Source organism: Chryseobacterium echinoideorum (assembly GCF_007474535.1).
Lineage (GTDB): Bacteria > Bacteroidota > Bacteroidia > Flavobacteriales > Weeksellaceae > Chryseobacterium > Chryseobacterium echinoideorum.
Map to the genome: position 1 here is coordinate 69,819 of NZ_VKNW01000004.1, position 24,379 is coordinate 94,197.

At 36.3% G+C, this 24,379-nt stretch carries 40 protein-coding genes; 39 read left to right on the forward strand and 1 reads right to left on the reverse strand.

All coding sequences use genetic code 11. The features are described from left to right. Window positions 1-116 precede the first annotated feature (116 nt). Together FOL89_RS06235 and FOL89_RS06240 are read left to right on the forward strand one after the other, a co-directional pair. The gene (locus FOL89_RS06235) at window positions 117-632 is read left to right on the forward strand and encodes a DinB family protein (RefSeq protein ID WP_144281973.1); all 516 of its coding nucleotides are present in this window, start codon (window positions 117-119) and stop codon (window positions 630-632) included. Further along, the gene (locus FOL89_RS06240; RefSeq protein ID WP_144281974.1) at window positions 625-1,083 is read left to right on the forward strand and encodes an SRPBCC family protein; all 459 of its coding nucleotides are present in this window, start codon (window positions 625-627) and stop codon (window positions 1,081-1,083) included. The genes FOL89_RS06235 and FOL89_RS06240 overlap by 8 nt, the downstream gene beginning before the upstream one ends. Window positions 1,084-1,102: 19 nt before the next feature. Here FOL89_RS06240 and FOL89_RS17525 read toward each other — a convergent pair whose 3' ends face one another. Beyond that, entirely contained in the window at window positions 1,103-1,258 is a 156-nt protein-coding gene (locus tag FOL89_RS17525; protein WP_185146927.1) for a hypothetical protein, read from the reverse strand. Between the two features lie 52 nt (window positions 1,259-1,310). Here FOL89_RS17525 and FOL89_RS06245 point away from each other — a divergent pair, with 52 nt between their 5' ends. The 37 genes from FOL89_RS06245 to FOL89_RS06425 all read left to right on the forward strand — a co-directional run bounded on the left by FOL89_RS06245 (window position 1,311) and on the right by FOL89_RS06425 (window position 24,379). Then, on the forward strand, window positions 1,311-2,084 hold the full coding sequence (locus tag FOL89_RS06245) for a PD40 domain-containing protein (protein ID WP_185146928.1): 774 nt from the start codon (window positions 1,311-1,313) through the stop codon (window positions 2,082-2,084). A gap of 16 nt (window positions 2,085-2,100) precedes the next feature. Continuing rightward, on the forward strand, window positions 2,101-2,631 hold the full coding sequence (locus tag FOL89_RS06250) for a GNAT family N-acetyltransferase (protein WP_144281976.1): 531 nt from the start codon (window positions 2,101-2,103) through the stop codon (window positions 2,629-2,631). Window positions 2,632-2,698: 67 nt separating this feature from the next. Further along, window positions 2,699-3,109: a cupin domain-containing protein gene (locus tag FOL89_RS06255; protein WP_144281977.1), complete on the forward strand. Its 411-nt coding sequence runs from the start codon at window positions 2,699-2,701 to the stop codon at window positions 3,107-3,109. Between the two features lie 5 nt (window positions 3,110-3,114). Continuing rightward, the gene (locus FOL89_RS06260; protein WP_144281978.1) at window positions 3,115-3,558 is read left to right on the forward strand and encodes an SRPBCC family protein; all 444 of its coding nucleotides are present in this window, start codon (window positions 3,115-3,117) and stop codon (window positions 3,556-3,558) included. Between the two features lie 17 nt (window positions 3,559-3,575). After that, on the forward strand, window positions 3,576-4,016 hold the full coding sequence (locus tag FOL89_RS06265; protein ID WP_144281979.1) for a class I SAM-dependent methyltransferase: 441 nt from the start codon (window positions 3,576-3,578) through the stop codon (window positions 4,014-4,016). A 23-nt stretch (window positions 4,017-4,039) separates the two neighbouring features. Further along, window positions 4,040-4,423 carry a VOC family protein gene (locus FOL89_RS06270; RefSeq protein WP_144281980.1) on the forward strand — a complete coding sequence of 128 codons (384 nt, stop codon included), beginning with the start codon at window positions 4,040-4,042 and terminating at the stop codon, window positions 4,421-4,423. A gap of 11 nt (window positions 4,424-4,434) precedes the next feature. After that, a complete protein-coding gene (locus FOL89_RS06275; RefSeq protein ID WP_144281981.1) occupies window positions 4,435-4,806 on the forward strand; it encodes a hypothetical protein in 372 nt (123 codons plus the stop codon). 67 nt (window positions 4,807-4,873) lie between these two features. After that, window positions 4,874-5,296 (forward strand): SRPBCC family protein, encoded by a 423-nt coding sequence (locus FOL89_RS06280; protein WP_144281982.1) that lies wholly within the window; start codon window positions 4,874-4,876, stop codon window positions 5,294-5,296. 11 nt (window positions 5,297-5,307) lie between these two features. Beyond that, window positions 5,308-6,150: an alpha/beta hydrolase gene (locus FOL89_RS06285; RefSeq protein ID WP_144281983.1), complete on the forward strand. Its 843-nt coding sequence runs from the start codon at window positions 5,308-5,310 to the stop codon at window positions 6,148-6,150. 317 nt (window positions 6,151-6,467) lie between these two features. After that, entirely contained in the window at window positions 6,468-7,250 is a 783-nt protein-coding gene (locus FOL89_RS06290; protein ID WP_144281984.1) for a MerR family transcriptional regulator, read from the forward strand. A gap of 72 nt (window positions 7,251-7,322) precedes the next feature. Further along, window positions 7,323-7,703 (forward strand): nuclear transport factor 2 family protein, encoded by a 381-nt coding sequence (locus FOL89_RS06295; protein WP_144281985.1) that lies wholly within the window; start codon window positions 7,323-7,325, stop codon window positions 7,701-7,703. 6 nt (window positions 7,704-7,709) lie between these two features. Further along, entirely contained in the window at window positions 7,710-8,069 is a 360-nt protein-coding gene (locus tag FOL89_RS06300) for an MmcQ/YjbR family DNA-binding protein (protein WP_144281986.1), read from the forward strand. 12 nt (window positions 8,070-8,081) lie between these two features. Then, window positions 8,082-8,594 (forward strand): GNAT family N-acetyltransferase, encoded by a 513-nt coding sequence (locus tag FOL89_RS06305; protein ID WP_144281987.1) that lies wholly within the window; start codon window positions 8,082-8,084, stop codon window positions 8,592-8,594. 35 nt (window positions 8,595-8,629) lie between these two features. Beyond that, window positions 8,630-8,980 carry a nuclear transport factor 2 family protein gene (locus tag FOL89_RS06310; RefSeq protein WP_394344713.1) on the forward strand — a complete coding sequence of 117 codons (351 nt, stop codon included), beginning with the start codon at window positions 8,630-8,632 and terminating at the stop codon, window positions 8,978-8,980. Between the two features lie 47 nt (window positions 8,981-9,027). After that, entirely contained in the window at window positions 9,028-9,378 is a 351-nt protein-coding gene (locus FOL89_RS06315) for a DUF4180 domain-containing protein (RefSeq protein WP_144281989.1), read from the forward strand. A 97-nt stretch (window positions 9,379-9,475) separates the two neighbouring features. Beyond that, complete coding sequence (locus FOL89_RS06320; RefSeq protein ID WP_144281990.1) at window positions 9,476-10,042, forward strand: dihydrofolate reductase family protein; 567 nt, start codon at window positions 9,476-9,478, stop codon at window positions 10,040-10,042. Between the two features lie 35 nt (window positions 10,043-10,077). Then, window positions 10,078-10,644, forward strand: coding sequence for a Crp/Fnr family transcriptional regulator (locus FOL89_RS06325; protein WP_099365238.1), 567 nt, complete (start codon window positions 10,078-10,080; stop codon window positions 10,642-10,644). A 71-nt stretch (window positions 10,645-10,715) separates the two neighbouring features. After that, the gene (locus tag FOL89_RS06330) at window positions 10,716-11,144 is read left to right on the forward strand and encodes a DUF1761 domain-containing protein (RefSeq protein ID WP_185146929.1); all 429 of its coding nucleotides are present in this window, start codon (window positions 10,716-10,718) and stop codon (window positions 11,142-11,144) included. Window positions 11,145-11,148: 4 nt separating this feature from the next. After that, entirely contained in the window at window positions 11,149-11,499 is a 351-nt protein-coding gene (locus FOL89_RS06335) for a YciI family protein (protein WP_144281992.1), read from the forward strand. A gap of 12 nt (window positions 11,500-11,511) precedes the next feature. Next, window positions 11,512-12,033, forward strand: coding sequence for a glycosyl-4,4'-diaponeurosporenoate acyltransferase CrtO family protein (locus FOL89_RS06340; protein WP_144281993.1), 522 nt, complete (start codon window positions 11,512-11,514; stop codon window positions 12,031-12,033). 53 nt (window positions 12,034-12,086) lie between these two features. Continuing rightward, window positions 12,087-12,908, forward strand: coding sequence for an RteC domain-containing protein (locus tag FOL89_RS06345; RefSeq protein ID WP_080779269.1), 822 nt, complete (start codon window positions 12,087-12,089; stop codon window positions 12,906-12,908). A gap of 131 nt (window positions 12,909-13,039) precedes the next feature. Then, complete coding sequence (locus FOL89_RS06350; protein ID WP_228444867.1) at window positions 13,040-13,858, forward strand: AraC family transcriptional regulator; 819 nt, start codon at window positions 13,040-13,042, stop codon at window positions 13,856-13,858. Between the two features lie 385 nt (window positions 13,859-14,243). Further along, a complete protein-coding gene (locus FOL89_RS06355; RefSeq protein WP_144281994.1) occupies window positions 14,244-14,456 on the forward strand; it encodes a hypothetical protein in 213 nt (70 codons plus the stop codon). Window positions 14,457-14,647: 191 nt separating this feature from the next. Then, entirely contained in the window at window positions 14,648-15,091 is a 444-nt protein-coding gene (locus FOL89_RS06360; RefSeq protein ID WP_065719275.1) for a carboxymuconolactone decarboxylase family protein, read from the forward strand. Between the two features lie 53 nt (window positions 15,092-15,144). Then, the gene (locus tag FOL89_RS06365; RefSeq protein ID WP_065719276.1) at window positions 15,145-15,594 is read left to right on the forward strand and encodes an LIC_13387 family protein; all 450 of its coding nucleotides are present in this window, start codon (window positions 15,145-15,147) and stop codon (window positions 15,592-15,594) included. 417 nt (window positions 15,595-16,011) lie between these two features. Beyond that, a complete protein-coding gene (gene ubiE, locus FOL89_RS06370) occupies window positions 16,012-16,743 on the forward strand; it encodes a bifunctional demethylmenaquinone methyltransferase/2-methoxy-6-polyprenyl-1,4-benzoquinol methylase UbiE (protein ID WP_144281995.1) in 732 nt (243 codons plus the stop codon). Between the two features lie 31 nt (window positions 16,744-16,774). Further along, window positions 16,775-17,683, forward strand: coding sequence for a DinB family protein (locus FOL89_RS06375; protein WP_185146930.1), 909 nt, complete (start codon window positions 16,775-16,777; stop codon window positions 17,681-17,683). Window positions 17,684-17,687: 4 nt separating this feature from the next. Then, the gene (locus FOL89_RS06380) at window positions 17,688-18,710 is read left to right on the forward strand and encodes an alpha/beta fold hydrolase (RefSeq protein WP_144281997.1); all 1,023 of its coding nucleotides are present in this window, start codon (window positions 17,688-17,690) and stop codon (window positions 18,708-18,710) included. Between the two features lie 201 nt (window positions 18,711-18,911). After that, a complete protein-coding gene (locus tag FOL89_RS06385; RefSeq protein WP_080780697.1) occupies window positions 18,912-19,289 on the forward strand; it encodes a VOC family protein in 378 nt (125 codons plus the stop codon). A 12-nt stretch (window positions 19,290-19,301) separates the two neighbouring features. Next, window positions 19,302-19,757 carry a VOC family protein gene (locus FOL89_RS06390; protein ID WP_144281998.1) on the forward strand — a complete coding sequence of 152 codons (456 nt, stop codon included), beginning with the start codon at window positions 19,302-19,304 and terminating at the stop codon, window positions 19,755-19,757. A 215-nt stretch (window positions 19,758-19,972) separates the two neighbouring features. Then, window positions 19,973-20,362, forward strand: coding sequence for a hypothetical protein (locus tag FOL89_RS06395; protein ID WP_144281999.1), 390 nt, complete (start codon window positions 19,973-19,975; stop codon window positions 20,360-20,362). 102 nt (window positions 20,363-20,464) lie between these two features. After that, window positions 20,465-20,887, forward strand: coding sequence for an NAD(+)--rifampin ADP-ribosyltransferase (gene arr, locus FOL89_RS06400; protein WP_228444868.1), 423 nt, complete (start codon window positions 20,465-20,467; stop codon window positions 20,885-20,887). Between the two features lie 100 nt (window positions 20,888-20,987). After that, window positions 20,988-21,653, forward strand: a complete 666-nt coding sequence (locus FOL89_RS06405) for a DUF2306 domain-containing protein (RefSeq protein ID WP_144282000.1) — start codon at window positions 20,988-20,990, stop codon at window positions 21,651-21,653. A 33-nt stretch (window positions 21,654-21,686) separates the two neighbouring features. Beyond that, window positions 21,687-22,127: a YdeI/OmpD-associated family protein gene (locus FOL89_RS06410; protein ID WP_144282001.1), complete on the forward strand. Its 441-nt coding sequence runs from the start codon at window positions 21,687-21,689 to the stop codon at window positions 22,125-22,127. 3 nt (window positions 22,128-22,130) lie between these two features. Beyond that, window positions 22,131-22,505, forward strand: coding sequence for a DoxX family protein (locus FOL89_RS06415; protein WP_144282002.1), 375 nt, complete (start codon window positions 22,131-22,133; stop codon window positions 22,503-22,505). Between the two features lie 241 nt (window positions 22,506-22,746). Next, complete coding sequence (locus FOL89_RS06420; protein WP_144282003.1) at window positions 22,747-23,487, forward strand: DNA alkylation repair protein; 741 nt, start codon at window positions 22,747-22,749, stop codon at window positions 23,485-23,487. Between the two features lie 67 nt (window positions 23,488-23,554). Next, window positions 23,555-24,379, forward strand: a complete 825-nt coding sequence (locus tag FOL89_RS06425) for an RteC domain-containing protein (protein ID WP_144282004.1) — start codon at window positions 23,555-23,557, stop codon at window positions 24,377-24,379.

Sequence of the window (24,379 nt, forward strand, 5' to 3'; positions counted from 1 at the left end):
ACATTCGTCAGGTCTCAATTTAAAACTACAAAATTGACCTGACGAATATTAAGACTAAGAAGTATAGATGTACCTGCCTACTTAAACTATAAAACTTCACTGAACACTTTAATTAAATGGAAACAACCCTAAACAAGTTTCAACATACTATTGAGGAGTTAACGGAAATGTTAGAGACTTTTAATACTAAACAGTTCAATACAATTCCTTTTCCAAACAGTTGGACAGCAGGTCAGGTAGGTGATCATCTTTTAAAATCGTATGGCTCTTGGAAAATTTTCAAAGGAGCAACAGTGTTTGCTGACAGACCATATAATGAGAATTGCAAAGCACTAAATGAGCTTTTTTTGGATTTCAAAACAAAACTAAGCGCAGAGCCTTCGGATTTTATCTATCCCTCAGATGGATATATTGGAAAGGAAGATTTGATCTTAAATATACGGGCAATATGTGACGATATTATCAACTTCTCATGTCGACACGATCTTAGAATGCTGTGTTTAGATTTTGAATTTCCAACCTTAGGATACATGACCCGGTTTGAATGGTTACATTTTTATGTTGTACATACTCAAAGACATATTAACCAATTAGCGAAGATTTTAAACATTTTAAATGGTATAGATGAATAAGCCACTTATCGTCAACAAAGAAAAGGTAATAGACGCAACGCAGCAGGAAATTTGGGAAGTTATCACAACTCCTAAATATTTTAAAGATTGGATGCTTGTACCAGCAAAAGCTGAAGACGAAAAAGCCATCGAATTAGGAAGTAAAATTTATTGGACTGATGATAATGACATGGTTTACCTTGAAGGTGAAGTCATAGCATTTGTTCCAAATACAAAACTGGTTATTTCATTAAAGGATATCAGTTGGGAGCAAACCGTTCCTAAAGATAGTGTAACATACGAATTTCATCTCGCAGAAGCGAAAAATGGCACACTAATCAAATTTCTCTTAGGGGATCTTTCCATAGATCCGGAAGGTTCATCATGGTATCGTTCTTACAAAGCAAGTGACGAAATCGGTTCCATAGAAAAAGTGGTTAACGCTATCAGAAAGGTAGCAAGGGACATCTAATAAAAATCAAAATGAAACTTTACGGAACGTCTGTTATCGTATTATTATTGGTGCTTTTATCATGTGGTAAAAGATACAGTGCAAACATGTATTTCAATTCAGAAAAGCCATCAAAAGATACAGCATCCTTATTCGCTAACGGAATTATTTCGACCCATTTAAATGAGTATAACATAACATTTTCACCTAATGGGCAAATGGTTCTGTTTACCATTGCAAATAATACTATGGCAAACAGGTTCTATACAATTTTCATTTCAAAAATGATGCAAGACAAATGGACAAAGCCAGAAATCGCTGAATTTTCCGGGCAATTTAGCGATGCTGATCCATTCTTCGATCCCAACAGTAATAAACTCTACTTTATTTCAACAAGACCAGTAACACCAGGAGTGCTAAAGTCGGACTTTGACATTTGGTGGGTAGACTATGCAAATGGAGATTTCAGTAAACCAAAGCATTTGGGCAATGAAATCAATTCGGATAAAGACGAACTTTATCCAGTTATATCAAAAAAAGGGAATTTATTTTTTTCTGCTGAAAATGGTGAAAACGGATACGATATAATAGTTTCTAAATATAACAACGGTAAGTTTTTGCAACGGGTAAGTTTGGAGGGCTTCCTTAATACGAAGAATATTGAATTTGATGCATTTGTTGATCCGGATGAAAAATATATCATCTACACGGGAATGGGATACGGAGATAGCTATGGAAGTGGCGACCTCTATATAAGCTTTAATAAAAATGGTCACTGGGAAAGAGGAAGGAATATGGGAAAGCAAGTCAATTCCTTGCATATGGATCAATGCCCGATGTTATCAACTGATGGCAAATACCTGTTCTTTACTTCTTTTAGGGATGGTCAACCTTATAATAGCAAAGAACCAATGACCACAAAGGAATACCTCGATATATTAAACTCTCCCCTAAATGGGCTTGGTAATATTTTTTGGATTGATTTCCAAAAGTATTCCCAGGACGAAAAACTATTTAAATAAATAAAGTAAAAGTAAAATGAGAATAGCTACTGAAAGACTTACCCTATCGTCATTTTCCGAGAAAGACGCAGCTTTTGTTGCTGAACTTTTAAATACTGATGGATGGATAAAAAATATTGGAGACCGAAACATCCGTTCGGAAAAGGATGCGAGGGAGTACATCAAAAAAGTGACGGACAATCCCCATATTACCTATTGGACGGTAAAGTTAAAATTGGAACGCGTAGCAATCGGTCTGGTAACCTTGATAAAGCGGGACTATCTACAATTTAACGATGTCGGTTTTGCCTTGCTTCCCCAATTTATTAATAAGGGATATGCATTTGAAGCCACAAAAGCTGTTTTGCTGTATTTGATCAACAACAATCTATTGGAAGATATCCTGGCGATCAGTCTTAAGGAAAATGGTGCATCCATTAAACTGATTGAAAAACTCGGTCTGACCTTTGAAAAAACAATTGATCATGACAATAATATTTTGGGTGTATATAGAGCATCAAAAGGAGAATTGCTTTCCAAGTTGCTGAAAACAGGAAATGAAGTATGAAATTCTTGTCATACGGTAACCTTACCTAAAGGAAGTTGTACTAATTTTATAATATAAACGTAGACGGATGGACCAATCGAAGAATAATGCCAATGCACTGATACTTTCTGCCGGAGAAGGAAGAACCTACAACTGCGGAACGATGACCGCAGTTTTTAAGGCTGATGAAAATGAAACCAATGAAAAATACAGCATTTCCGAGTGGTGGCTGGAACCGAACTCTGATGGTCCCGGAGCACACCGGCATGAAGACAACGACGAAATTTTTTATGTGCTGGAAGGAACAATAGCTATTCTTGTTGGCGACAAATGGATAGATGCGGAAAAAGGAACTTTTATACGTATACCTGCAAAAACCACACATGATTTTGCAAATAGGACAGGCGAAGAAACAGGCGTACTTAATTTTTTCATTCCGGGCGGATTTGAAAGAAATATGCCCGCCATAGTCAAATGGTTTGAAGAAAACGAAAAATAATCTTTATGGAAAATTATAGCAATACCATTCAGCTCAAGGCCACAACAGACAAGGTTTTCAACGCCCTAACCAACGAAATTCCGCTCTGGTGGACTGAAATGTTTGAAGGATCTGCAAACAGAGAAGGCAGCAGTTTTACTGTTCGTTTTGGCGACAATGTTTACAAAACAATGTGTGTAGAAGAATTAGTGCACAATTCCAATGTGGTTTGGTATGTAGAAAAATCATTGATAGCCGTTCCCGGATTAAAAAAACAAACCGAATGGATTGACACTACAATCGTTTGGGAAATAACGGAGAAAGGGAACAGTACGGAACTGCACCTTACCCATATCGGTCTAAACCCTAATGTGGAGTGTTACGACATTTGTACAAATGGCTGGCAACAGTTTACAAACAGCCTCAAAGAATTTGTCGAAACAGGAAAAGGAAATCCATATCGAGCATAAACATCATAGGTGGATGTATGAAAAATAAGTTATCAGACAGGCTTGCTGCAATTGTAGTTGCACTTCCAATACATGATGGTAGTCGGATTTTAGAAATAGGTTGCGGATCGGGAGCAATGGCAAGGGAAATATCCAGACAAGTAAAAAATGGGTATGTGCTCGCCATCGATCGCTCTGCGAAAGCCATTCGTCAAGCCATTGCCAGTTCAACCAATGCATTGGAAAGTGGAAAGCTCACGTTCAGGCAAGTTGCTATAGAAGATTTTGAGATGGATGCCGATGAAAAACCTTTTGATATGGCTGTAGCGATAAGGGTTGGAGCTTTGGATGGAAGACACCCGGAAATTGAAAAGCAGGCACTGCAGAAAATTGCTCGATCCCTGACTAAATCGGGAAAACTATTTATCGACGGAGGAAATCCCTTAAAAGAAATACATCTTGATGAATATAGAACATAAATTTACAATAAAACCTTATTACAATGGAAAATTTTAAACCCCAACATTACAATTCCCTTTCGCCCTATCTCATCGTAGATAATGCCCAAAGGTTAGTAGACTTGCTGAAAACAATTTTCGATGCTAAAGAACTCAGACGCTATGACCGTGAAGACGGAAAAATTATGCACATAGAGCTTCTTTTGGACGACAGCGTGATGATGATCAGCGATAGTACCGACCAATATGCGGCTAACAAAACAATGCTGCACATGTATGTGCCTGATGTTTTTGCAGCGTTTAACAAAGCCATTGAAAGTGGTTGCGAAATCATAGAAAAACCAGTGAATAAAGATGGAGATACAAGAGGTTCATTTTACGATTTTGCCGGAAACTATTGGTCGGTAAGCACACAAGCCAATACGTAAATAAGATTAAGATGGAAAAATCACGATCAATTGCAAAAATTGTTGGACCGACATTGACTGTAATGGTTTTTTCCGAAATGCGGTTTTGGAACCCGACGCTTTATGATACACAGATTGTACCTCTTATTTATCTGAACGGAATGATACTTTTTGTGGCTGGATTAGCAATCATAAGCAATCATCATATTTGGGTTTACGGTTGGCAGACCATAGTAACAATAATTGGATATGCATGTATGCTGATCGGTTTACTGAGAATGCTTTTCCCGGAAATACAAAAAACGGCATTCAAAAATGATAAGCCAATTATGATTATAGAAGTTATTCTCATTTTAATCGGCGTGTTTCTGACATGGAAAGCCTATTTGCCCATAAAAAAATGAAATATTTAGTTTTTAACTCTTGAACACCATCAAATAAACAGATATTAACAAATTAAATAAAATCGATATGCAAACAAAACATCAATCAAAGTATCAGACCATCATCAAGGCACCCATTGATAAAGTGTGGGATGCATTAACCAATCCCGAAATCGTAAAGCAATATTTCTTCGGTTCTAACCAGGAAACAGATTGGAAGGTTGGCAGTAAAATCCTGTGGACAGGGGAATATGAAGGAACAACCTACATAGACAAAGGTATAGTTTTGGAGTATGTGCCCAACAAGAAACTTTCGCATAGTTATTTAAGCAGTTGGAGTGGATTGGACGATAAGCCTGAAAATTATTTATTGGTTTCTTATGAAGTAGGCGAAACTGAAAGCGGAACCGAACTAATAATTACGCAATCAAACTATGATGAAGAAAAGGCACAACATTCTGCCGAGAATTGGGGCGTGGTGATAGACGGACTAAAAAAACTTATTGAATAAAAGAATTATAGATGAAGATTTCACTGAACCTCTTATTCTTAGTTTTTTCTACAACATTAACTTTTGGACAGAAGCCAATACCCGAACAAACAGGAGTTTCCAAACCTTTTATCCTTGGTGTAATTGATGAAATCCAGTCGAAAGAGCTTAACGAAAAAAGGATTTTAAACATCTATCTGCCCGAAGGCTATAATCCTAAGGACACGGTACGCTATCCGGTCATCTATTTGCTTGACGGTTCGGCAGATGAGGATTTTATCCATATCGTGGGGCTTACGCAGTTCAATAGTTTTGAATGGGTCAATAAGGTTCCAAAGTCGATAGTGGTTGGTATCGGGACGGTAGACAGGAGAAGGGATTTCACATTCCCTACCACTGTGGTAGAAGATAGAAGTGCAAATCCGACCTCAGGGCATTCCCATAGGTTTATATCGTTCATTGAAAAAGAGCTGCAACCATATATACAGGAAAAGTATAAAACGAGTTCTTCAAAAACTATTATTGGACAATCGTTAGGTGGGCTTTTGGCAACTGAAATCCTGTTTAAAAAACCGGAACTTTTTAACAAGTATATCATTGTCAGCCCCAGTTTGTGGTGGGATAATGGCTCATTATTAAACCAGCCCTTTGCCCGTTTTGAGCATACAGATATCTATATCGGAGTTGGAAAAGAGGGTTTGGCTCCCACTAAAATTGCCCGTGTTATGGAAGTAGATGCCAATGTTTTAGCCGACAAAAGCAGAAACCTGAAAAGCAGAAACGTAAATGTCTATTTTGATTTTCTGCCGCAGGAAAACCACGCAACAATAATGCATCAGGCTGTATTTAATGCTTTCAAACTCGTATACCGATAATTACAAATCGTATATTAATTAAAAAACAACTATAAAATGGTTCCGATAGCACTTTGAAAACATCTTTCAGCTTCTGGTTGGACTGGCCGGAAAACTTGCTGAGCAAACAACAGAAGATATTTTAGAAAATTCTTGACATTTTATGAGAAAATTGCAGTGACCAACTGTTCGAGAAGAGTGTGTTTAGAGGTTGAAACAAAAATTATTCACCTTATTTTCAGATGTTTATAATATTTTTTAAAAATAATTTCAAAAAACATTTGACTCTAACGTTACGTCATAGCCTACCTTTGTACAGTCGATAAGGATAAGAAAGAATGAAAACTCTTACAGTTAAAAAATTGGCGGAAATATCAGGTGTGAGCGTACGCACACTTCATTATTATGACCAGATCGGCCTGCTCCGTCCATCAGTAAGAACTGAGAAGAAATACAGGCTTTATGGAAATGACGAGCTATTGCGCTTGCAGCAAATTCTGTTTTTCCGTGAACTGGACTTTCCACTCAAGGATATTCTGGAAATGATGGACGAGCCTGACTACGATCTGGTTAAAGCGCTGATGCAGCACAAGTCGGCACTGCTCAACCGCAAAAGAAGAATTTCTGACTTATTGAGAACGATCGACATCACTATTAATAATCTTAAAAAAGGAGAAATGATGAAAGATCCAGAAGAATTGTATAAAGGTTTTCCCAAAGAAGTTGGAACGGCCTACAGAAAAGAAGCAATTAATAAGTACGGCGCACAAACCGTTGAACAATCTGAAAAAGAGCTGATGAAGCTTGGTAAGTCGGGTGTTGAAGCGCTTCAAAAGGAAATGGAAAACGTTTTCAGCGAACTATTTGCACTGAGAAACGACTGTCCGGAATCGGACATCGTACAGCAGCACATTGAAAGGCATTATGGGATAATTAGCAAATTTTGGGGCAATTCAGTTGTGCCAGATCAAAAAGCTTGTGCTTATGCGGGGCTTGGTGATCTTTTAGTAAATGACGAGCGCTATTTAGCTAATGTTACAGACGGAAATCCGCAACCTGAATTTGCGCTGTTCTTGCAGAAAGCAATGAAATATTTTGCTGAAAATAATTTGGAAAAATAATGTAAGCAAAAAACAGTTAGGGAAAGTCCTGATAACATCGGGCTTTCCCTTATCCTAATAAAAGATTGAAATATGAATGAAATAGATCTAATTAAGGAATTTCAACACATTGAAGACAACTTCAACCGGGCGGTTGTCACAAATGACATCGCAGAAATAAAAAAATGTATCACATCCGATTGGGTGTTGGTAGACAGTCAAGGTGGAATAATACCACAAGAGCGGTTTTTTGAAGTTCTGAAACAAGGGTTGCTATCCCATTCGGCGATGAGCAAAGAAGTGTTGCGGGTAAAAATGTACAGAGGTGTAGCACTGGTAACTGGCCGGGGGCAAAATACCGGAACCTGGCAAGGAGAACCAATGGAAGCTGATGAATGGATTACAGATGTGTACAAAAAAGACGGAGACGAATGGTTGTGTGTACTGACCCATTTGACCCCGGTAAAAAAATAATTAGTTATGGTAACAGTTGAAAAATTGCGGAAACTGGCACTTTCCTTTCCCGAAACGACGGAAGAGCCCCACTTCGAAAAGACTTCTTTCAGGGTGAAGAAAAAAATATTTGCAACGTATGATGATAAGCTAAAAAGAGTTACCGTCAAGTTATCAGAAATAGATCAGGATATTTTTTCTTCCGCAGATAAATCTGCCATTTATCCGGTTAAAAACAAGTGGGGCAAGCAGGGCTGGACTATAATAGAGCTCGAAATGGTAAGTAGGGAGCTTTTCGTTGAAGTTTTGACAACGGCGTTCTGCGAAGTCGCACCCGAAAAACTAGGCGCCTTAGTTAGATCAGATAAAAATGGACTAAATAACTAAATATACGCTTTCATGGCCATTGAATTTACTGATATAAGCGACCAAAAGCTACTATTAAAACGGCTAACTGAAAAAGATGCTATTGCATTTCACAGTTTGTATTTCCAAAAAGACGGGCAGGAAAGTGAAAAAGTCGAATCAAAGAAGAACAGCAGAGCTGCTTTCGAGTTTACTGAAAATATCATTTCACAATGCAATGATATTTTCACAATACGCACCACCGTAAACCCAGAAAAAATCATTGGAGATTGCGCATTGCACCATTGGGACAAACTGAGGAACGAAATTGAAATCGGCGGCTCACTGCTTCCCGAATATTGGGGAAAAGGTTTGATGGCAACAGCCTTTCTCTTATTGATCCCCTATGCGCAACAGATCTATGCAGTAAACAAAGTCGTAGCGAATACAACCGCTGAAAATATAAACGCATTAAAATTCGCCGAAAAACTAGGTTTCAGAATAGCAGGAACTATGGAAAACAATGTACTGTTAGAAAAAGATTTATTAGATTTTTTGGCGAATTGATTTAATACCGAACAATTACAAAACGTGAAGAAATTATAAAAAATTATGTTGACGGCTATAATGCATTCGACATTGACAAGATGGTCCGGGATTTTAACGAAGCTATCATTTTTAAAAACATCAATAATGATGAGGTTACGATGGTGTTAAACGGGATTGAAGCGTTTAGAAAACAAGCTGACCAGGCAAAATCCTATTTTGAAAGCCGGCTGCAAACCATAAAATCTTTCAAGCATAAGGGCGATACCACCGAAATTGAAATAGATTACATTGCAACTTTAGCTTCTGATCTTCCCAACGGATTAAAAAAAGGCGAGCAAATTGATTTAAGCGGAAGATCCATATTCAAATTTTCTGAGGATCAAATTGTTGAGTTAATCGAATAGCTTAGTAAGCGGTACAGATACGAACCATTTAAAAAATTGATCTGACAATGACAATTGAAACACACCATACCAACAGTTTAAAAATAGCTGAAATTATTTCTGACGAAATTATTTTAAGATCTGTCGAAGACGGATTGGATCTATTGGGCGATCTATACTATCAGGGATTTGATAAGATTCTTATTCATGAAAAAAACATTACGCCCGATTTTTTTGATTTAAAAACCAAAATTGCAGGTGAGATACTCCAAAAATTTGCTCAGTACCGAATGCCTTTAATCATTATAGGTGATTTTTCAAAATGTGAAACCCAAAGTTTAACGGACTTCATTTACGAAAGCAACAAAGGCCGACAGATCAATTTCGTTGGCTCTCTGTCGGAAGCAATAAAACGATAACTCATCGGTTCTTTGGGATTTGCCATTTTAAGAAAAGAAATCTGATTTCGAAAGTGAAACACAGCAAAAAAAATGAAAAACATGTAAATAAAATACGATGAGAAAAGTAATTGCAGCAATCAACACCACACTAGACGCGGTTTGCGACCATACCGCAGGAATTCCTGATGATGAAATACATCAACATTACACAGATTTACTGCGCCATGCGGATGCTATTCTGTTTGGGAGGGTAACGTATCAGCTTATGGAATTTTGGCGGACTTTAGTTGAAAAACCCTCCGGCGAAAAATCAATGGACGACTTTGCCGCGGTTATAGATAATATCCCAAAAATTGTTTTTTCCCGAACCCTCGAAAGCGTAAACTGGAAAAGTGCAAGGTTGGCAGATCAGAATATAGAAAAAGTGATATTAGAGCTTAAACAGCAACCGGGGAACGACATCCTTATTGGTAGCCGAAGCCTGATTTTACAACTGATGAAACTTGATTTGATTGACCAATACCAGCTCTGTATTCACCCTATGGTGGCAGGAGGCGGTTTGCCGTTGTTTGAAGACATAGACAGAACTGTTTTTAAGCTCAATAAAACAAAAATATTCGGCAATGGAGCCGTAATGCTTTACTATGAACCGACAACGAAAAGCGCTACAAATGGCCAATGACATCCTTCATGTTAACCATCTTATAACAAAGAGAAATGTCAGAGAAGTTACAATCAGTGCTCAAAATGTTTTCCGACTTTGACGAAAACGAGCTGGTTAGAATATTAAGTTCTTTTAAGCGAAAATCCGTCAGCAAAAATGATGTTTTATTGCATGAGGGAAGTATTTGTAAAGAATTTTACTTTGTGAAAACCGGTTGTGTCCGTATATTTTTTGTAGATAAAAACGGGCATGAAAAGACAAGATACATTATGCTCGATAATCATATTGGAACAGCTTTAACAAGTTTCATTTCTCAAAAGCCCTCCGTAGAAATGATAGAAGCTCTTGAAGATACCGAGCTTTTAGCAATCAGTCATGCGGATTTTTATCGTCTGAATAGCCAAATGGATAATTGGAGAAATTTTTATCAGCGAATTTTGGAAATGGCTTATTCGTTTCAAAACAGGAAAATTGAGCAAAGGGTAACCCTAACAGCGAAGCAACGATATGAAATTATTTTGAATGAAAATCCTGCTTTAGTTCAACAGGTATCCAACAAGATATTGGCGTCTTATCTGGATATCCGGGAAGAAACTTTAAGTAGGCTTAAATCAAAATAGAACGATTTTGACCTATGTCAATAGCAATATGTGTGAGACTAAGCATTTTTGCATTTACAAAACGCAATGCAATGGAAAAACTTACACAACACAATTATTGGACGATAATCGCAACGGGATTGATAGCATTTGTTCTCAGTGGAATTTGGTACAGCCCGATGGTTTTCGGCGAAATATGGGAGACATACCGAAACCCACCAAACCCCGAAATACCCAGATGGACGATGGCGTTTGCTCCCTTAAGAGAATTGATTGTTTCATATGTGCTGGCGAAATTAACTCTGCTATTGAATTTATCACAATATAAGGACACCTTAAAGCTGGTTTTTCTATTGTGGATTTCCTTCCATGCTGTTGGAATGGCGGGAGCAGTTTTATGGGATCACATGCAATGGCAGTTAGGTGCTGTCCATGCTGGCGACTGGTTAATGAAAATGACATTCATGGGAATTGTGTTGACCAAATGGCTTAAAAGAAAAACAACATCATTAAAAGTTTAATAAAATGAAAGAATTTGTATTACTGTTCAGAATGGACATCACCAATCAGCAAGCTCAACCTACTAAAGAGCAGATGGATATATACATGCAACAGTGGATGGCGTGGATTAATGAAATTGAGGAAAATGGTCAACTTGCCGATGGCGGAAACCATTTCTCACGAGAAGGTCGAGTATTAAAGCCTAATAGCGAAATTATCGAGAAACCCTTTACTGCGGATGATATATCTGTGGCAGGATACATAATTATATTAGCTGATAGCATGGAAGGTGCAACAAAAATAGCTCAGAAATGCCCGATACTGAATGGACAAAACACGAGTGTGGAAATAAGAGAGACAGCCCAGCCAGGGTAAAATAGCTTACCTATGACGATACAGAAACGTGAAATTTTCAATCAGGTTATTAATTTTTTCTGGTCAATACTTTGTATTGCACCCATTTTCTGGTTTTGGTTCGATGAAGGTATTAATAACATATACTTTTACTTATTTCTGGGAGTTGCGCTTTTAATTGGTGCATTACCTCCGAAAATATTGGACGCACTAACATTAAGCCCTTATAAAAATTTTTATGAAAGACTTGGTGTGAAATTCATCCGTAAATTTGTTCAAAACGGGGATGTCATCAATTCGATAGATAATGCAGGAGGAAATGTTTTCACAAAGCGAAAAGGTCAATTAAAAACTTACCTGAAAACCATTGCCATGTATGAAAGATATCATTGGATCTGCCTCACCTTTTTTCTTCTTACTACATTATATTGTTTCGTCAGCGGTCATATTAAATTCGGTATATTAATATTAATTGCCAACATATTGTATAATTTCTGTCCAATATTATTGCAACAGTACAATATGATCAGATTAAAAAAACTACTTAATGACTAAATGGAAAAAGTACTGACTTTTCCACTTAATAATTAAGACTTCAAGATTTTAAAATGACTAAATTTTATAATGAAATACTGTGTAAACTTGAAACGGCAATCCAAGATTTGGAGATTGAGACAGACTACTCAATACAGCGTATAGAAACAGTTATTGACTTAATTATAAAAAGTTTATTAGAATTAAAACAGTTTGTCTTAGCAAAAGGATTTAAGAATACGGATGATGAAATCCATTTTTTCAAATATCAAAAACCAATCATTGTTGCCAAATTGATATACTATAATTCTGTCTATAAGATAGAAGCAAAGAAGCCCTATGGAGATAAGCAAATAAAAAAATTCCTGAACAAAGAATTAATTAAACTCAAAAAGTTTTTCGATAACAATATTGATTTCTACAAATATTACCGGAGTAATAACTCCTTTCTTGACGATAAATTTTTTGTGCGGGGAAAACACGATATAAGATTGTGGCTGGACACCTTTTATTTTGAAGCAGACCACCGTTTTTCTACTTCACACGATTATAAAGTTGCTAAAATAATTGCCAATGATCTCATACAAGTTTATCTTGAAGACCAGTTAAATAGTAATCATACCAAGATTTCTGACAATTCTTCACTCAATTGGACAGGAAGCAAAACAGCACTCATAGAGCTTATTTATGCATTGTACGCCCACGGTGTATTTAACAATGGGAATACAGACATAAAATTGATTGCCAAAACTTTTGAAGATGCTTTTAATATTGAGTTAGGCGATTTTTACCACACGTTTATGGAATTGGAAGCCCGTAAGATAAACCGAACGAAATTTCTTAACAGCCTATGTGAAGCACTGGTAAAGAAAATGGACGAGCAAGACGAGAAGTAAAGATCGCATAAGGCAGACTGATTAATAAATTCTATTTATAACAATTCTATTATTTGCTACTAAGGATTAATTCATTACCCAATTAAATTTTTTGCGTAAATTTACAACTCGTTAATAGCTCAAGATGTAAATTGAAGATTGCAGCAGAAATAAGAAAACTTTATAAACCCATTCAGCCGGCTGTAAAGCAATCGGATGGAGATGTGATGTACAACGAATTTCTGCCCCATATAAGTTTACAACCTTACATCTATTGTTATTGGCAGCTTAGAACAACAAAACCTCTTTTTTCTGAATACAGTTATCGTGTGGTTGCTGATGGTTGCATAGATATTGTTTTCAGCCTTGACGATCCTGAAGACAGCTATGTAATGGGCTTTTGCAACACGTACAATGAGTTTCCTCTAATCGGTAGCTTCAATAAGATTGGTATCCGCTTTCTGCCTACAATGTTTCCCCAAATATTCCGATTAAATGCTTTGGAAGTGAGCAACAGGCTTGTAGAACTCCAGTTGATAATTCCTTATATATCCCGGTTTATTGCGCACAATATTAATGAAAATCAAAACATAGACGAAGTTGTTGCCATTCTCGATAGCTACTTCGTCAAACTTTTTTCCAAAGTAACCTTTGACGGTGATAATCGATTATATGAAGCTATTGATATCATATTAAAGAACTGTGGAACCCTTGATGTCCAAAATGGACTGAACACTGGGATCAGTGCAAGACAATTAAGAAGACTTTTTGAATTTTATGTAGGCGATACTGCCAAAACATTCAGTAAAGTAGTTCGTTTTCAGAATATCCTCAACGCTAAACCATCCACCCAGAGCCTTCGGAAAAACAAGCTTTTTTTCGATGCGGGTTATTATGATCAATCGCACTTTATAAAAGAGTTCAAGAGCTTTTACGGTGTTACTCCCGGCAAAGCATTTGAGAATTATTAGGTTGATATAGTGTCATTCAATGGACATTATTCTAGTAAAGCGATTGTAGGTTGTAAACTTGTATAGATTTATTGATAGGGACAGCCACAGCCTAAATTTGCTGTATTCCTGCACTAAACAATTAAATTATTTGCAAAAACTAAACTGAGATAAGTTTATTTCTTAGTGCTAGGTAAGTTTTGAGAAATCTCGAAAACAGGTCTTTCTTATACTTAATTTCATCCGAACTCCAATGTGTCCGTTTTGTACTATTGTATAATTATTTTTTCTTACAGATTTGTGTCGAAAATAGAATTTTAATTGAGTTGGTTGAGTATAAACCACAGAGAAGCGAATTGGTAATTAAAATTGCGATAAAAAAACATCTATTGAAGCTTTAAAATTAATGATTGAAATTTTTAGAACAAATGTGATTGAAGCAACCGAGGCAAAAAGCATAATTGAAGTGATATTGTCAAAATATCCTGATTTAGAAGTAAATTTTGATCTGGAAGACTGCGATAAAATTCTTAGGGTATGCGGTTTTAATTTCAGCAACCTCGAAATTTCAGAGCAATTGCATAAAATGGGGCATCGATGTGAAGTATTAGAAGGATAAAAATTTAGTAGCGGGAAGTCACAAAATGCCAACAAAACCTAATAACCAAAAAAATCTAAAACGCTAATTAGAATTTTAGTAATACTAATATAATTAATAGCTATTGATTAATCCTCTCCGGTATTTTGTCCGTTTTTTACTATGCCAGAAACTTCAATTGTTTGTTTTTTGTACATGGAAAAATGAGCATTATGTCACAAAGATTAATAATTGAGAACATTGAGCCATCCGCAATTAATGTTTTGTTGAAGTTGGAACAATACTTAGATACCGTTTCGGTTTCAAAAACTAATCAATATTTGATAAAAATCCGGGCCTCGCAAATTAACGGCTGTACCTACTGTATAGATATGCACTCCAGACACGCCTTAGAATTTGGAGAAATGCCAGAGCGCATTGATTTGATTAGTAATTGGAGAAATAATACCAATTCCTTTTCAGAAGAAGAACAATTGTTACTTGCAGTTACCGAAGAAATAACCTTGATAAACGAAAAAGGCTTGAGTGATGATTTGTATCGCAAAACAGAATTATTTTTTGGGCAAAAGCAGACGGTACAAATCGTTATGGTTGTCATTACCATCAATGCCTGGAACAGGCTTGTTGTTTCATTTAAAAGTGCCCCAACGCATTGAAAACAGTAAGAATTGAAAGGAAATTAATTCCGTAACAAATTGAATATTTTGATATGAAAAATAATTTGGCTAGAATAATCCTAATAACCGCTTCAGCAGTTTTACTGTTTTTTGGCTTGCTGCATTTACACGGCACATTTTACTCAACGGATCTTCATCCTGAAGATGCGAGCCTACTGGATGCCCTGCAATCAACTCATATAAAAATGGATAAAACCGGAAACTTCTGGAACCTGTGGATAGGCTTTAATGCCATGTTTAGTCTTGGACTAATTTTCATCGGCGCTATTAATTTATACTTTTCGGTAAAACAATTCAAGACATTGGTGAGCAATCGTTTTATATTGTTATTGACCATATTTTCCAATGGCTATTTAATATGGATTGGGAACCGATATATGATCGCTGCTTTTACTATCAGCATGGCCATTCCATTCTTGCTTTATGCAACAGGTTTTTTATTAATAAGGTTTAAATATTTCAATAATGATCAAATTATATAAAATATGCAATTGGCTATTGTTTGCCTTTGCTGTTCTGCATTTCGTTTATCCATTTTTTGATACGTTTCAATTTGATGAAGAACTGATGTGGTATCATTCCGGTGGGCTTTCAATGCTATTGATTTTTTCAATCAATTACATTAATTCCAACAGCACATTAAAAATGATCCAGAGGATTGCCAATCTATGTAATGTTGCAACTGCATTATTTATTTTCTTCTTGTGCATTGCAGTACCAGAAATTCAAGTGTATGTTTTAAGCTTGATTATTTCGGCAACAACTATTATTTCATTTAGAAAATCGTTTCAAACAAATATTAAAAATTAGATAAGCTTTTAAGGGCTGATGTATTCTTAAATATGTAGAATTGAGCAAACCGGTAAAATTAAAGCTTACAAACTATTTATAAAAAAACAATGAACAAACAGGTTATAGTACCGTACAAAACCTCCAACAAGGGCAAATCGGCACAGGTTGAAAAAATGTTCAACGACATTTCTAAAAATTACGATTTTCTGAACCGACTGATAACATTTGGAATGGATAGAAAATGGCGGAACAATGTTTTAGAGCTTGTGAAGAAGAGCAATCCGGAAAACATTATTGATGTTGCAACGGGTACGGGGGATATGGCAATTCTATTTTCAAAAACAAATGCAAAAAGCATTGTTAGTGTTGACATTTCAAAAGGTATGCTAGAAGTAGCCAACAAAAAAATAATGAAAGAAAATCTGCAAAAGAGAATTACAACAGAACTCAGCAATGCGGAGAATTTAAGCTTTAAGGATAGTACATTCGACGTTGCATCAGTAATATATGGTATCAGGAACTTTGAAAATCTGTCAAATGGATTATCAGAAATACACAGGGTGTTGAATAAGAATGGCATAATTGTTATTCTTGAAACATCGCAACCTACCAACCGTTTTCTACGAGCTTTTTATCTACTATACACAAGGATACTAATGCCATGTATTGCAAAGATTGTTTCAAAAGATAAATATGCCTATCAATATTTATCTAAATCGGCAATCAATTTTCCATACGGCTCGGAGTTAAAAACAATCATTCAAAATGCAGGTTTCAAAAGCGTGAGCTTATACCCGCAATTCTTTGGAGCTTCAACCATCTACTATGCAGAAAAATAGAAATAAATATAACCTTATCAGATTTTATACAATGAACAAGAAAATAAAATTTTCACAAAGCATAAAAATATATGCCTCAAAGGAAACGGTTTGGAAAACCGTTTTATCAGATGAATTTTATCAAATATCGTGGGGTGCTGCACTTTCTACGACGTGGCAAACAGGCTCGATAATTCAATTTACAGGGACTTGGGAGGATGTTGAGTACGTAGATAAGGGCATAATTAGAGAACACATTGAGAATAGCTTTCTGAAGTTTACTTACTGGAGTTCTTTTTGGAAAGCTGAAGACGTTCCAGAAGAATATTGCGACATTTCGTACACGGTAAAACAGTTAGATGAACATAGCTGCGAGTTTACGATTAAACAAGTCGGGTTTAGGGACCAAGTTCATTATGACGATACCGTGGAGTTTTGGAAAAACAGTAGCCAAACACTTAAATATCTATCTGAAAAAGATGGATTGACGTTAGTTAGCAATGCGGTTTTCAACGAGCTTGTTTCGATTATAGCAACAATTCCCGCCGAAAAATACAATGCTGAAACATCAGGAAATTGGAACCCAGCTCAAATTGTTGAGCATATTATTATGGGCAATACAGGGATGAAGCAATTCTTAACGGAAGTACCTTACACTTCGGATATTCCTTTTGATTATAATGTTCAGGCGATACGGGATTTTATGTCTAACAATGATGTTAAGTATCAAGCTCCTGATTTTTTAATTCCTGCCACAAAGCAATACGATATGAATGAACATCGTGAGTTACTGCTAAACTTGCAGGCAGAAATAAATGATTGCATCGCAACATTGGATTTTGAAGATAAATGCGGAATAACTGATATGCCGCCATTTGGGTTTATGAGCATATACGAGTGGTTAAATTTTTCCGTATTCCACATTTTGCGTCATAAGGATCAACTGAAATCTTATAGGTAATATTATGGTCCAAAAATTCCTGATAGCGCTGATGACATTACCTTTCAGTTGGCAAATTTGTAATGCGCAGGCCAATTCGGTCAACGAATACAATCGTATCGTACTGAATGGTGTGGAACATGGTGTATTCATCAAAAGCAATAACGTCAAAAATCCGGTCTTACTCATCCTGCACGGTGGCCCCGGCTTTTCAGATTTTTATTTTTGGCAAACCCATAACAAGGATTTAGAGCGACGTTACACTGTCGTCACATACGATCAAAGAGGAACAGGGTTATCCTACAATGATGCGGTTGCTCCTGAAAGTATGACATTTGACCAACTTGAAAGAGATGCTTTGAGTTTGATCAATATATTGAAAGAACGGTTCAAAAAAGATAAGATCTTTCTTGTGGGCTACTCTGCAGGTACTATCACAGGTGTCAATCTTGTCAAAAAACACCCATCATTGTTTTATGCGTATATAGGTGTTGGTCAGGTCACAAACTTGTATCTGAACGAAAAGACTTCGCTTAGCTATTCAATCCAGCAGGCAAAATTACAGAAAGATATCACAGCTTTATCACAATTGCAGGAACTCCAAAAGCGTTACCCCTCGCAAACGAAAAATGACCTGCAAGACCTTTATTTATCACGGAAATGGCTTAGGCACTTCCACGGCGATTTTTGCAAAGGCACAAGCGTAGGACAGCTCTATAAGAATATGGACACGTTTGCCAAACAACATTACAACGATAGCCTGATTGCGAAAGGGCAATCATTCACGATGGAAGCTATGTGGGCAGAAGTGATGAAAGTTGACTTGTTTAGAACGGCAAAGGAGTTAAAAGTTCCGGTTTATTTTATTGCAGGTAGGTGCGACTACAATGCGCCATCTAAGCTTGCATTTAAGTTTTACAAGAAACTAAAAGCACCATCTAAAACATTCATTTGGTTTGAAAATTCCGGGCATTACGCACCATTTGTAGAAGCTGAAAAGTTCAATAGGCTTTTATTGGATGAAATTTTAGCGAATGAAAAATTATAACCCATACCCTTATAAAGTAAAAAACCGTCAAACAGTAAATTTTGTCCGTTTTTTACTATCCCAAAAGGTTTTCTTCTGCCAACTTTGAACGATCGAATAAATTCAATAACAATGAGAAAAGTAGTTTTAATCATTATGGCATTCTGCATAACTGCAAATGTCTATTCACAAACAAATTCAACCACTAAAAAAGAAATCAAAATGAAATTGAACGCTGGTATCCTAACAGAAAAATTGGAAGAAACAAAAGCCTTTTATCTTAAAACATTGGGTTTTGGTGTAAGCTTTGAAAACGAGTTTTACATATTATTGCACACGCCCGGCAAAGAAGCGGAAATAAGCTTTCTATTGCCCAACCACCCAAGCCAGCAACCATTCTTTCAAAAGCCCTTTCAGGGGCAGGGAATGTATCTTACCATTGAAGTGGATGATGTGGATAAGATCTATCAAGAATTAAAGCAGAAAGGTGTCAAAATCGAAATAGACATACGTAACGAACCGTGGGGCGACAGGCATTTTGCAATTAAAGACCCAAATGGCATTGGTATAGACATCGTAAAATATTCAGCACCTCAATAGAAGATAAAAGATATGACAAATAAAGGATTACTAAAAATGAACAACGTAGGTATCGTTGTAGAAAATCTTGATGATACGATTTCATTTTTCAAGGAGTTAGGAATGACACTTGAAGGACGGGATATTGTTGATGGCAAATGGGCAGGAAGGGTAACAGGGCTTGGAAACCAATCAGCAGAAATAGCGATGATGGTTACCCCGGACGGACAAAGCCGACTTGAACTTTCGCGTTTTATAATACCGGAAACCGTTTCAGACCATAGAACTGCACCGGTTAATTCGTTGGGATATTTGAGAGTAATGTTTGAAGTGGACGACATAGACGAGGTTATGTCCAGGCTATCAAAACACGGTGCCGAACTCGTTGATGAAATAGTCAACTATGAGGATATTTACCGACTTTGTTATATCCGTGGTGTGGAGGGACTTCTTATTGGGCTTTTTGAAAAAATTAATAGAGATTTGTAGCTAAAGCCCCGTTAACAGGGGCTTTTTTATGCAACTCTTTTTGTGGAAGTAATCAACCTTTACTTACACCATTATCAATAAACTTCCTTTCACAACATTGTCCGTTTTATACAATGATTTGCAAACGCTTTGTAATTAATTTGCAATGTGAGTTTCGTTATTCACTGCAACATATCGCCAATTGTTTCAAGTGCGGATTTTGTAAAAGAATTAAGATGAATACCCTTTTGATTATAGCGAATGTAGTAGTACTGGCATCGGTCATTTTCCATATATTTTGGGGAGATAAAGATATTAAGTTGATTGAACCGGACATTTTCGAGCATAAAAAATTTGAAAACTGGATAATGGCAAGAGGCGCATTCCACGCTGTTTCAGTGGATATGCTGATGATTACTGCCGGACTTACTTTGATAAATTTCACAGACCTATTAAATCAACATCGAACAATTCTCCTAATGATTATGAGCATCTACTGTCTGTTGTATGCTATCTTTTTCTTTATTGTGATAACGGTGTCAGGCAAATTGCCTCAAAAATTTCTGAAACTATGCCAATGGGCATTGTTCCTGATATTAAGCGGACTGATTTATTTCGGTGTCTAATTAAAGATTTATTGCTTTGATATTTTTTAAATAAGCACATAGAAAACGAATGAAATTTTGAAAACAAAACAAAAATGTATGGAGCATATTGAAAATAAATTAGTGCCCGAAAACCCTAAGCATAATCCATTTGCACAAACGTTCTTCCACGGAACTAAAGCCGACTTAAAAATCGGCGATCATATTTATCCGGGGCATCAATGCAATTATATGGAAAACAGAAAATTGAACCACGTATATGTGGCATCTACATTGACGGCAGCAATATGGGGTGCAGAGTTGGCTTTAGGCGATGCGCAGCAGCAGATTTACTTAGTCGAAGCTACCGGAGAAATTGAAAATGACCCAAATGTTACGGATAAAAAAATGCCTGGCAACCCTACGATGTCGTACAGGTCTTCGAAACCTTTTAAAGTCATTGGAGAATTGGGAACTTGGCAACCTCATTCGGCAGAGGAAATTCAAGTGATGCAAGATGGTCTTCGCAGGCTGAAAGAGCAAGGGCATAACCTTATTATTGATTGAGGGTAGCACCAAATAGTCTTCAAAATAAGAATAGACGAAGGCTTTGTATTCAGAACATCGTTATAGAAGTAAAAAAAAAACCTATTAAGCATCAGAAACAATGAAACGAATAGCATTTTACAGAACTATTCTATGGGCAGGCGTTTTTATAATGGTTGTGACGTTATTGGTTTCTTCCTGCATACGATTGGCCAGGGTAACACATTCCTTAAATTACGGCGAAATCCCTGCTGTCGGCACCATTGATATCGGATACGTGCAAAACCCAGTTTTAACGTTCCTGCATATCCTGCCGGGATGTTTCTTTATGCTTTCGGGTGCTTGGCAGTTCATACGTCCAATTAGAAATCGCCTTATTCACGTTCATCGATGGAATGGCAGGATATATATCGTCTTGGGGTTGGTAATAGGAATTACCGGAATAGCAATGGGAATAAAGTTAAGTTTTGGAGGTATGGCGGAAGCATCAGCATCCATAGTTTTCGGCTTGTTTTTCCTATATGCCCTCCTAAAAGCCTATTGGTGTATTAGGAGAAAGCAGTTCACATTGCATAGAGAATGGATGATAAGAGCGTATAGTATAGGCTTGGCAGTAGCTACCATACGACCGTTGACCGGACTTTTCTTTAGCTTTACCGCTATTCCATTCCATACTTTTTTCGGGATATCATTTTGGATAGCTTTTATCTTAAACGTAGGTATTGCAGAAATATGGATCAGATATACCCGTAGTGGATCTGGAAAGAAGATGAAATCATTATCATAAAATATTTTGTTATAAATCAATTAATTACTGATTATGCAAGTAAAATACAACACAACAATTGTTCAAAGGGGAAATACAACAGGTATTCAGGTTTCTGAAGGTATTCTCGAACAACTAAACGGAGGCAAAAAGCCGCTCGTGAAAGTAACTTTAAATGGCTATACCTACCGCAGTGCAGTAGGAAAAATGGATGGCGAATTTATGATTAGTTTGAGTGCTGAAAACAGGGCGAACGCTAATGTACAAGGCGGTCAGACGTTAGAAGTAATCCTCGAATTGGACACCGAACAACGAACAGTAGAACTCCCTAAAGAGCTTCAAGACGAATTTGACAATAACGAGGATGCCAAATCAGCATTTGAGAAACTTGCGCCAAGTCGGAAAAAAGCAATGGTGCTTTCAATCAACGAAGCCAAAACCGATGAAACAAGAAAAAAACGGATTGAAAAAGCTATTAACTCTTTAAAAAATTAAAATATGACAACAACCCTACTTTGGATTGGAAAAATTCTTAAAATTCTTATTTGCCTGTTTTTTCTTTTTGATGCCATAATGAAAGTTATCAAGAGCAAAAGTTCAGTAGATGCCACAGTTCAACTTGGTTTGCCACCAAATTGCGTACAGTTTATTGGAGCGATTTTATTAATAGCAACTGCACTATATGCTTTTCCTAAAACTTCTTTTTGCGGATTGCTTTTAGTAGTAACCTATCTTGGAGGAGCAGTTGCTATTATGTACTCATCTAAACCGGATAGTTTATCCTTTTTGTTTCCGCTTGTTTTTGGTTTGCTTGCAGTTATTGCAGAATATTTTCTTAACGACAGTTTCAGAAAGGCTTTGCAATTGAATTAGCAATCGAGCCAATTTTTTAAAGGAATTATAGTTAGAAAAATCCATATTAACTTTTCTCATTCCAAAAATTTATCGGTAGATGAACATCATAGTAATCATCAATTGCTTACTGATTACGGAAGGTACTTTTTTTTAAGAGCCTAACAGGATTGGGATTGATATTGTAAAAAATATCATACCGTAGAAACACAAAGCAAAATTCCTTTGAGGAAAAATATTACAAAATATTAATCACATAGAAATGGGTACAACATTCAGTATTACTGAAAAATTTGGCAAAGAGTTGGCAGAATTGCTTGCAGAAAAGATTAGTATAGTATTTCCACAATTTCCCAATGAAAATTTTATAAATGATGTAGATCTTGCAGTTATAGGGAAATCATATACACAACGGATTGATGCTATTGCAGATCTGTTGTACAAATATTTACCACAAAGTTATCCTAAAGCACTTTCGGTTTTGATGCAGATTTTGGGAGAACCTAATCCAAATGAAACAGGAATGTTTACGTATTACTATTGGTTGATGCCTATCGGAAAGTTTGTAGAAAAATTTGGTTTGGAAGATCTCGAAATATCACTGAAATCCATTGAAGAAATCACTAAAAGAAATACAGGTGAATATGCCATTAGACCATATATAAGAAAGTACCCTAAAGAAGTATTGGCTAAGATGTCAGAATGGGCAAAATCACACGATTTTCATCTACGTAGATTGGCAAGTGAGGGACTGCGGCCAAAATTACCTTGGGCTTCCAAACTTGATACATTTAATGATACACCTCAGCCAGTTTTCGAGATTTTAGATTTATTGAGAGAAGATGATGTGAAATTTGTTAAAAAATCTGTCGCTAACCACCTGACTGATTGGCTAAAGGTTAACAAGGAACAAGTATCAACATTAATTCGGGAATGGAGTAAATCCCCTAACCCTAATACACAATGGATCGTGAGATATGCGACCCGAAAAATCAAGGCTTAATTATTATATGAGTATTGGTCGATAACATTATTGCAGAAAAAATGAATACGGAAATTATAATTTGTGAATGGATAATTTTTACAACGAATTGCTTTACGAATTGGAAATGGAAATCGACAAATTGGAAATTGAAGCCGATTGTCGGATCCAAAAGATAGAAACTGTTATACACGAAATAGTTAAGTGTTTATCAAAATTAAAGGAGTATATCCAAAAAAGAGGATTTAATAATACGGAAGAAGAAATTCGCTTTTTCAAACATCAGAAGCCTGTCATTGTTTCCAAACTAATTTATTATAATGCCATTTATAAAATAGAGAGTAAAAAACCAAATGAAACAAAGTCTGCAAAGAAGTACATTCATACTGAATTGAAAAAACTCAAAAGGTTTTTTGATAATAATCTTGAATTTTATAAGTATTATCGTACTAATAATACCTTTATTGATGATCAGCTTTTTGTTCGGGGTAAGTATGACATTAAGTTAAATTTGGACACAATCTATTTTGAAACAGACCATTCCTTCTCCACTGTTGCCGATTACAAAGCTGCTAAAATACTTGCTAACGATTTAATACAGGTTTATCTTGAAGATCAATTAAATAATAGACACTATAAACGGGTACATCGAAAATCTCCTTTGACCTGGACAGCAAGCAAAACTGCATTGACGGAACTTATTTATGCACTTCATTCACAGGGTGTATTTGACAGAGGAAATGCAGAGATAAAACTTATTGCGAAGACATTTGAAAGTGCTTTTAATATAGATTTGGGCGATTTCTATCATACGTTTATGGAGTTGAAAGCCCGAAAAATAAACCGTACCAAATTCCTTGACAGTTTGTGTGAAGCTCTGATAAAGAAAATGGATGAACAGGACGAGAGGTAG

Excerpts from the sequence above, each read along its gene's own strand:
- FOL89_RS06255 (WP_144281977.1), top strand. The coding sequence starts at position 2,699 with ATGGACCAATCGAAGAATAATGCCAATGCACTGATACTTTCTGCCGGA.
- FOL89_RS06250 (WP_144281976.1), top strand. The coding sequence starts at position 2,101 with ATGAGAATAGCTACTGAAAGACTTACCCTATCGTCATTTTCCGAGAAA.
- FOL89_RS06415 (WP_144282002.1), top strand. The coding sequence starts at position 22,131 with ATGACAACAACCCTACTTTGGATTGGAAAAATTCTTAAAATTCTTATT.
- FOL89_RS06360 (WP_065719275.1), top strand. The coding sequence starts at position 14,648 with ATGTCACAAAGATTAATAATTGAGAACATTGAGCCATCCGCAATTAAT.
- FOL89_RS06390 (WP_144281998.1), top strand. The coding sequence starts at position 19,302 with ATGACAAATAAAGGATTACTAAAAATGAACAACGTAGGTATCGTTGTA.
- FOL89_RS06235 (WP_144281973.1), top strand. The coding sequence starts at position 117 with ATGGAAACAACCCTAAACAAGTTTCAACATACTATTGAGGAGTTAACG.
- FOL89_RS06340 (WP_144281993.1), top strand. The coding sequence starts at position 11,512 with ATGACGATACAGAAACGTGAAATTTTCAATCAGGTTATTAATTTTTTC.
- ubiE (WP_144281995.1), top strand. The coding sequence starts at position 16,012 with ATGAACAAACAGGTTATAGTACCGTACAAAACCTCCAACAAGGGCAAA.
- FOL89_RS06410 (WP_144282001.1), top strand. The coding sequence starts at position 21,687 with ATGCAAGTAAAATACAACACAACAATTGTTCAAAGGGGAAATACAACA.
- FOL89_RS06265 (WP_144281979.1), top strand. The coding sequence starts at position 3,576 with ATGAAAAATAAGTTATCAGACAGGCTTGCTGCAATTGTAGTTGCACTT.
- FOL89_RS06335 (WP_144281992.1), top strand. The coding sequence starts at position 11,149 with ATGAAAGAATTTGTATTACTGTTCAGAATGGACATCACCAATCAGCAA.
- FOL89_RS06260 (WP_144281978.1), top strand. The coding sequence starts at position 3,115 with ATGGAAAATTATAGCAATACCATTCAGCTCAAGGCCACAACAGACAAG.
- FOL89_RS06375 (WP_185146930.1), top strand. The coding sequence starts at position 16,775 with ATGAACAAGAAAATAAAATTTTCACAAAGCATAAAAATATATGCCTCA.
- FOL89_RS06305 (WP_144281987.1), top strand. The coding sequence starts at position 8,082 with ATGGCCATTGAATTTACTGATATAAGCGACCAAAAGCTACTATTAAAA.
- FOL89_RS06275 (WP_144281981.1), top strand. The coding sequence starts at position 4,435 with ATGGAAAAATCACGATCAATTGCAAAAATTGTTGGACCGACATTGACT.
- FOL89_RS06365 (WP_065719276.1), top strand. The coding sequence starts at position 15,145 with ATGAAAAATAATTTGGCTAGAATAATCCTAATAACCGCTTCAGCAGTT.
- FOL89_RS06355 (WP_144281994.1), top strand. The coding sequence starts at position 14,244 with ATGATTGAAATTTTTAGAACAAATGTGATTGAAGCAACCGAGGCAAAA.
- FOL89_RS06380 (WP_144281997.1), top strand. The coding sequence starts at position 17,688 with ATGGTCCAAAAATTCCTGATAGCGCTGATGACATTACCTTTCAGTTGG.
- FOL89_RS06330 (WP_185146929.1), top strand. The coding sequence starts at position 10,716 with ATGGAAAAACTTACACAACACAATTATTGGACGATAATCGCAACGGGA.
- FOL89_RS06295 (WP_144281985.1), top strand. The coding sequence starts at position 7,323 with ATGAATGAAATAGATCTAATTAAGGAATTTCAACACATTGAAGACAAC.
- FOL89_RS06280 (WP_144281982.1), top strand. The coding sequence starts at position 4,874 with ATGCAAACAAAACATCAATCAAAGTATCAGACCATCATCAAGGCACCC.
- FOL89_RS06425 (WP_144282004.1), top strand. The coding sequence starts at position 23,555 with ATGGATAATTTTTACAACGAATTGCTTTACGAATTGGAAATGGAAATC.
- FOL89_RS06320 (WP_144281990.1), top strand. The coding sequence starts at position 9,476 with ATGAGAAAAGTAATTGCAGCAATCAACACCACACTAGACGCGGTTTGC.
- FOL89_RS06300 (WP_144281986.1), top strand. The coding sequence starts at position 7,710 with ATGGTAACAGTTGAAAAATTGCGGAAACTGGCACTTTCCTTTCCCGAA.
- FOL89_RS06325 (WP_099365238.1), top strand. The coding sequence starts at position 10,078 with ATGTCAGAGAAGTTACAATCAGTGCTCAAAATGTTTTCCGACTTTGAC.
- FOL89_RS17525 (WP_185146927.1), bottom strand. The coding sequence starts at position 1,258 with ATGTTATACTCATTTAAATGGGTCGAAATAATTCCGTTAGCGAATAAG.
- FOL89_RS06270 (WP_144281980.1), top strand. The coding sequence starts at position 4,040 with ATGGAAAATTTTAAACCCCAACATTACAATTCCCTTTCGCCCTATCTC.
- FOL89_RS06245 (WP_185146928.1), top strand. The coding sequence starts at position 1,311 with ATGGCAAACAGGTTCTATACAATTTTCATTTCAAAAATGATGCAAGAC.
- FOL89_RS06240 (WP_144281974.1), top strand. The coding sequence starts at position 625 with ATGAATAAGCCACTTATCGTCAACAAAGAAAAGGTAATAGACGCAACG.
- FOL89_RS06385 (WP_080780697.1), top strand. The coding sequence starts at position 18,912 with ATGAAATTGAACGCTGGTATCCTAACAGAAAAATTGGAAGAAACAAAA.
- FOL89_RS06405 (WP_144282000.1), top strand. The coding sequence starts at position 20,988 with ATGAAACGAATAGCATTTTACAGAACTATTCTATGGGCAGGCGTTTTT.
- FOL89_RS06420 (WP_144282003.1), top strand. The coding sequence starts at position 22,747 with ATGGGTACAACATTCAGTATTACTGAAAAATTTGGCAAAGAGTTGGCA.
- FOL89_RS06315 (WP_144281989.1), top strand. The coding sequence starts at position 9,028 with ATGACAATTGAAACACACCATACCAACAGTTTAAAAATAGCTGAAATT.
- FOL89_RS06285 (WP_144281983.1), top strand. The coding sequence starts at position 5,308 with ATGAAGATTTCACTGAACCTCTTATTCTTAGTTTTTTCTACAACATTA.
- FOL89_RS06345 (WP_080779269.1), top strand. The coding sequence starts at position 12,087 with ATGACTAAATTTTATAATGAAATACTGTGTAAACTTGAAACGGCAATC.
- FOL89_RS06290 (WP_144281984.1), top strand. The coding sequence starts at position 6,468 with ATGAAAACTCTTACAGTTAAAAAATTGGCGGAAATATCAGGTGTGAGC.
- FOL89_RS06395 (WP_144281999.1), top strand. The coding sequence starts at position 19,973 with ATGAATACCCTTTTGATTATAGCGAATGTAGTAGTACTGGCATCGGTC.